Origin of the sequence: Microbacterium sp. B19 (assembly GCF_000333395.1) — a bacterium.
Classification (GTDB): domain Bacteria; phylum Actinomycetota; class Actinomycetes; order Actinomycetales; family Microbacteriaceae; genus Microbacterium.
The window spans coordinates 1-5,160 of record NZ_BADA01000307.1 but is presented as its reverse complement, the minus strand read 5'-3'; the positions used below and the strand labels follow the sequence as shown (position 1 = coordinate 5,160).

Here is a 5,160-nt window from a genome sequence, read left to right as displayed (position 1 = left end):
TGCGCCGTCGGCTGGCCGTTCATCTGCAGGATGCCGCACCCCGGCCGCCCGATCCGTCCGGTGAGCAGGTGCAGGTTGTTGACCTGGCACGCGGATGCCGTGGCATCCGACGCTTGATAGAACCCCTGCAGCACCGTCGAGAGGACGCGCGGCGACTCGGCGAAGATCCGGGCGGCGGCGCGGACGTCGGCGGCATCCACCCCGCACGTCTCGGCGACGGCCTCGGGCGTCCACGGCTCGACCGTGGCCTTCAGCTCGTCGAAGCCGATCGTGTGGGCGGCGATGTAGTCGTGGTCGATCCAGTCGTTCGCGAGCAGCTCGCGGATGAGCCCGTTCATCAGGGCGAGGTTCGTGCCCGGCCGCACGGGGAGGTGCACCTCCGCCTCGCGCGCGACCTCGGTCGGCACGCGGATCACCGTCACGAGCGACCTCGACGAGTACGCGATCGCCGCCCTCGCCGCCTCCCCGGTCGACAGCTACGGCGTCGGCACCTCGGTCGTCACCGGATCGGGTGCACCCACCGCCGGTCTCGTGTTCAAACTCGTGGCGCGCGCCGCCGCGGACGGATCCTGGGTCGCCGTCGCCAAGGCGTCCGCGCAGAAGGCCTCGCACGGCGGCCGGAAGGCCGCGTTCCGCACGCTCGACGGCGGCACGGCGACCTCCGAGCTCATCGTCGTGAGCGACGGGTTCGAGGAGCTCGCCACCGCCGCGGAGCACCCTGACGCCCGCGCGCTCCAGGTTCCGCTGGTCGTGGACGGGGAACCGGATGCCGCGGCCCTCGGCCCGCAGGGCGTCGCCGCCGCGCGCGCCCACCACGCGCGGGTGCGCGAAGAGCTGCCCGTGCGCGCACTCGCGCTGAGCCGATCGGAGCCGGCGCTGCCGACGGAGTACGTCGAGGCCTGAGTCGCGGGGGGCGCGATCGCGCGGGGCCCTCGGGCGTGGCGGTCGCCGCTGTCTGTGCCTCCTGGCATCCATGAACGCGATCCACGGGGAGAAACGCGACGACAGCACGTCTCTCCGCGGGAGCAGCGTTCATCGGCAGAAGGGTACGGGACTCCGACACCCCGCCGAGGGCCACACGCTCCGAACACGGGTGAAGCCGCTCTCGAATCGGGCGAGGTCGGGCCCGGAGTGGCCCGTGCGCATGCCTGCGTTGCCTAGCGTGAAATCCTCGCGGCCGGATCGTGGCTCCTCGATCCGTCCGCGGGGCGCGCACCGAACGGAGAGCACCAATGGCCGCCGATGCCCGGCATGACCGACCCGCCGATCCCGCCCGCCGCGCGCTCATCGCGACAGCGGCCTGGGTCGCCCCGGCCATCGCCTCGACCTTCGTCCCCGCCGCAGCGCAATCGGGCGGGAGCGTCCCCATCTCGAAGCTCCGCATCGGCCCCGACTTCGCCGTCGAGAACAGACGACAGTACGACCCCTCCACCCAGACGAATCGCGGGCCGCTCGTCGTGTACGTCACCGCTCTGTACGACCAGAACGTCGTCTGGTGGCCCACCCCGGATCCGAGCGTCGCCGTTCTCCCCTACGTCGTCTCCGTGTCGGGTCCCCTGGGCGCGAGCACCCTGTCGGGCACGCTGAGCATCCCGATCGGGGGCTACGCGCAGGACGTGCGCTGGTACCCGAGCGAGACCGGCTACCCGATCCCAGCCGGAACCTATGCCTTCACGATGACCCTGTACGGCAGTGACGGATCGACCTCGAAGAGCACATCGATCACCGTGACATGAGCGTTCAGCTGTTGAGTGATTCGTAGATCTCTTTGCACTGCGGGCAGACAGGAAACTTCTCGGGGTCACGACCCGGCGTCCACTTCTTGCCGCACAGCGCGCGGACCGGCTTGCCCGTCAGTGCGGACTCGAGGATCTTGTCCTTCTTGACGTAGTGCGAGAACCGCTCATGGTCGCCCGGCTCGATGTTCTCCTCGCGGATGAGCTCCTCGAGCTCGCGATCGAGAGTCGCGAGACCCCCGCTGTCCGGTCGGTCGAGAGGCGTGCTCATGGTCTGCCAGTGTAGCCGCGGTCCGCAGGGCGGGGACGGTTCCACGGGAACCGCTTCGCCCCGGCCTCAGGTCGCTTCGGCGAACTCCATCAGACGCGTGCTGCGCCGTTCGAACACCGCGGAGCCGATGGCGATCCCGATCGCGAACACCGCGAGCCCCACCCCGATCCCCACCCACAGGGCCGGGAGCGCATCGACGGTGTCGGATGTCACGGCCTGCAGGGCGAGCCAGATCGCGGGGGCCGCGGCGAGAAGGGCGCCGAGCATGACCAGGCCCTGAGCCATGACGCCGCCCGAACCCGTGCGCTGCGGCTGTTGGAACGGGCTGTCTCCGGGACGGGAGACGGCATACGGCGCGGCGACCGAGGCGATGCTCGACAGTCCCAGCCCCGAGAGGAACAGCGCGGCGCACACGCCGACGAGCGCGGGGGCGAAGGCCCACCGGCCGTGGACGGCGATGGCGAGCGGGATCGCGATCGCGAGCAGCGGCAGCGCGATCAACACGACGGGGACGAGCCGGCCCAGGCGGTCGGAAAGGCCGCGCACACCGCTCGCGATGTGCATCCACAGCGCCGTGGAGTCGTAGGCCAAGTCGTTGTGCGGCATCCACCCGAGGAAGAGGGCGATGATCGGTGCCGGCAGAAGCACCGCCAGTTCGATCGGGACGCCGGCGACCACGAGCGGCAACGTCGAGAGCACCGCCGCGATCGGCACCACCACGACGTTGACGATGTAGCGGCGGTCGCGGAGCCAATACGACAGGCTGCGCGCGGCGACCGCACCACCCGGCGTCCCCGGGAGCAGGGCGAACCATCCGAGGCCGGCGCGCTCGCGGACGGTGGCGGGTCGCGGCGTCGTGGTCAGCAGCACCCGGACGAGGACGAACCACGCGGCCGCGAGCAGCGCGACCGTCGCGAGCGCGACGACGACGCTTCCGACCGCTGAGCCCGCGGAGGGGGCGAGAGCGATGCTCCACGCCGCGCCGATGGGCGTCCACGCGAGCACCTCCGCCGCGGCCTCGAGCTGCGACGGAACCGCCCCGCGCCACTCCAGGGAACCCAGGAAGATGCCGACCGGAACGACGACGACGAGCACCGCGACGATGTACACGCCGAAGAGTTCGCGCGACTGCCGGGGGCGGCGCACGAGCGCACCGAGGGCCATACTCACCCTCGCCAGGAGCACGCACGTGACGACCGCCAGAGCAATGGACAGGACACTCGCGGCCGGCGCGGCGCCGTGCGCCGACCACGCGGCGGAAAGGCTGATCGCGAGCACGATGACCACGAGCACCGGCACGCTCACCAGACCCGCGAGCAGCAGCATCGCCGCGAGCGGCCGCGGTTCGGGGCCGACGACGGCGAAGCGGCGCGGGTCGAGAGGGTCGACGGATGCCGTGAGGGGCGGCGCGATCGCGAAGCCGAGCGTCACCGCGGACCCGGCGAGCACCGTGACCACCGAGGTCGTCAGACGGTCGGAGTCGGCGAGGGCCGCGACGTTGATCGCGGCGAAGACAGTGCCCGAGACGAGGACGAACAGGCCGACGGCCCGGCGAAGCACGTGATCCCGGTCGCCCCGCAGGGCGCCGAGCATCATCGCGAGCCTCAGGCGGAGAACGTGTGCAACCACTCGAGTCCCTCCACGTCGCCCAGGCCACCGGACAGCTCGAGGAACCGTTCCTCCAGGGTCGATTCCCCGCGCACCTCGTCGACGGTGCCCTCGGCCAGGACCTGGCCGGACACGATCACGGCGACACGCGAGCACACGCGCTCCACGAGTTCCATGCCGTGGCTCGACAGGATCACGGTCCCGCCGTGCTCCACGTACGCGCGGAGGATGTCGAGGATGACGCCGCTGGAGACCGGATCGACCGCCTCGAACGGCTCGTCGAGCACGAGGAGGCGCGGCGAGTGGATCATGGCCCCCGCCAGCATCACCTTCTTCGTCATACCGGCGGAGTAGTCGGAGACCGGGCGACCGAGCGCCTCGACGAGGTCGAAGGCCCGAGCGAGGTCGGCGGCACGGCTTTCGACCACCGGGGACGGCAGTCCGCGCAGCGCGCCGTAGTAGTGCAGGAGCTGTCGACCGGTGAGCCGGTCGAAGGTGCGCAGACGGTCGGGCAGCACACCGATGAGCTTCTTCGCCGCGCGCGCCTGCCGTTTCGCGTCGACACCGTTGATCTCGACCGTGCCGCCGTCGGACCGGAGCAGCCCCGCGATGATCGAGAGGGTGGTGGTCTTGCCCGCGCCATTGGGTCCGACGAGACCGTAGAACGAGCCTGCCGGGACCGTCAGGTCGACGCCGTCGACGGCGCGCACATCGCCGAAGGTCTTCGTGACGTTGCGCACCTTGAGCGCGGGCAAGGCGGACGCATCCGCCTCGACGGCCACCGATTCCTCCACCGCGACGTCCGCGGGCGTCGGGTCTTCGACGATCGCCGGGTGCTCGGCGTCCGGATCTTCGACCGGGGCTTCGTCCGTCCCCAACAGGTCGGCGAGCGGCTCGTCGGTCGTCGCGCCATCGTCGGCCGGCTCGACCGCCGGGGCCGATTCCGTGACCCCGTCGTCGGCGGGCTCCTGGAGCTCTTCGCCGATTGCCTCGTCGACAGGCTGCTCCGCGACGACCGTCTCTCCGGCGGACGAATCCCGCACCGGGGGCAGCTCCGCGTGAGGTTCCTCCTCCGCGGGCGCCTCGGCGGGGGGCTCGTCCGCGACACGCGTCTCGGGCTCGGGCCCAGGCGCGGGCTCCGGCTCAGGCTCCGGCGCGGGTTCAGGCTCAGGCGCCGGCTCCGCCTCCGGCTCCGGCTCCGGCGCGCGCTCCGGCTCCGGCGCGGGCTCAGGCTCCGGCGCGGGCGCGGGCGCGGGCGCGGGCGCGGGAGCCACCGTCTCGGCGTCCATCGGATCGGCGGCGATCTCCGTGCCCGCGGGCTCCGCGCTCAGCGGTTCCTCCGGAGCAGCGGACGCGAGCTGCCCGTCGCGCGCTTCGTCCGCTGCTGCGTCGTCCGCGACCGGCGGTTCTTCGACCGCGACATCCGCCGGGGTCGGGTCGCCGGCCGGAACCTCCGCCTCGACCGTCGGTGGGAGCGGCGGACGCGGCGGCACGATCAGGTCGGCGGGCAAGCGCGGGGGCGGGACCGGTTCGCCGACGGGCGCG

At 72.1% G+C, this 5,160-nt stretch carries 4 protein-coding genes and 2 pseudogenes; 2 read left to right on the top strand and 4 right to left on the bottom strand.

All coding sequences use genetic code 11. The features are described from left to right. Positions 1 to 338, bottom strand: a pseudogene (locus tag I5G_RS10775) (nitrate reductase); the annotation flags it as partial. Positions 339 to 405: 67 nt separating this feature from the next. Between I5G_RS10775 and I5G_RS10770 the strand changes: the two are divergent. Further along, positions 406 to 903: pseudogene (locus I5G_RS10770) on the top strand (nicotinate phosphoribosyltransferase); the annotation flags it as partial. Positions 904 to 1,232: 329 nt separating this feature from the next. Then, entirely contained in the window at positions 1,233 to 1,736 is a 504-nt protein-coding gene (locus tag I5G_RS10765; protein WP_022879057.1) for a hypothetical protein, read from the top strand. A 4-nt stretch (positions 1,737 to 1,740) separates the two neighbouring features. On the opposite strand, the gene I5G_RS10760 is transcribed toward I5G_RS10765, so the two are convergent. The 3 genes from I5G_RS10760 to I5G_RS24710 form a co-directional block, all read right to left on the bottom strand. Beyond that, positions 1,741 to 2,007 carry a DUF3039 domain-containing protein gene (locus I5G_RS10760; RefSeq protein WP_026095843.1) on the bottom strand — a complete coding sequence of 89 codons (267 nt, stop codon included), beginning with the start codon at positions 2,005 to 2,007 and terminating at the stop codon, positions 1,741 to 1,743. A gap of 66 nt (positions 2,008 to 2,073) precedes the next feature. Continuing rightward, positions 2,074 to 3,603, bottom strand: coding sequence for a hypothetical protein (locus I5G_RS10755; protein ID WP_306305785.1), 1,530 nt, complete (start codon positions 3,601 to 3,603; stop codon positions 2,074 to 2,076). An 8-nt stretch (positions 3,604 to 3,611) separates the two neighbouring features. After that, complete coding sequence (locus I5G_RS24710; protein ID WP_239642529.1) at positions 3,612 to 5,108, bottom strand: ABC transporter ATP-binding protein; 1,497 nt, start codon at positions 5,106 to 5,108, stop codon at positions 3,612 to 3,614. Positions 5,109 to 5,160 lie beyond the last annotated feature (52 nt).

Excerpts from the sequence above, each read along its gene's own strand:
- I5G_RS10765 (WP_022879057.1), top strand. The coding sequence starts at position 1,233 with ATGGCCGCCGATGCCCGGCATGACCGACCCGCCGATCCCGCCCGCCGC.
- I5G_RS10760 (WP_026095843.1), bottom strand. The coding sequence starts at position 2,007 with ATGAGCACGCCTCTCGACCGACCGGACAGCGGGGGTCTCGCGACTCTC.
- I5G_RS10755 (WP_306305785.1), bottom strand. The coding sequence starts at position 3,603 with ATGATGCTCGGCGCCCTGCGGGGCGACCGGGATCACGTGCTTCGCCGG.